We start from the raw sequence: 548 nt of genomic DNA on the forward strand, positions 1-548 counted from the left end.
TGGCGGATCGGCTTTGCGATCGGCGGTGTGGCGGCGGTGGTCGTGTTCTGGCTGCGGCGGACCATGGACGAGTCGCTGTCCGAAGAGGTACTCAGCGAGGTCGCCGAGGGCCGGGATCCGGGCGCCGGGTCGCTGCGGGCGTTGTTCACGACGTACTGGCGGCCGCTGCTGCTGTGCTTCCTCATCACGATGGGCGGCACGATCGCGTTCTACACCTACAGCGTCAATGCCCCTGCGATCGTCAAGACCGCGTACAAGGGCGAGGGGATGACCGGCACGTGGATCAACCTGCTCGGGTTGATCTTCCTGATGCTGCTGCAGCCCGTCGGTGGGCTCTTGTCCGACAAGGTGGGCCGGAAGCCGCTGCTGGTGTTCTTCGGTATCGGCGGCGTCTTGTATACATACGTGCTGATTACCTTGTTGCCTGAAACCACCTCGCCCGTCACGTCGTTCGCGCTGATGGGTGTGGGATACGTCATCCTCACCGGCTACACGTCCATCAACGCGTTGGTGAAGTCCGAGCTCTTTCCGGCGCACATCCGGGCACT

Annotated in this window: 1 protein-coding gene; it reads left to right on the forward strand. The window is 63.5% G+C overall.

The annotated features are described in order from the left end of the window. Nucleotides 1-548: MFS transporter (locus LV457_RS19995; RefSeq protein WP_232173284.1), on the forward strand; the 548-nt coding region annotated here is incomplete at both ends.

Origin of the sequence: Mycobacterium sp. MYCO198283 (assembly GCF_021213805.1) — a bacterium.
GTDB lineage: Bacteria > Actinomycetota > Actinomycetes > Mycobacteriales > Mycobacteriaceae > Mycobacterium.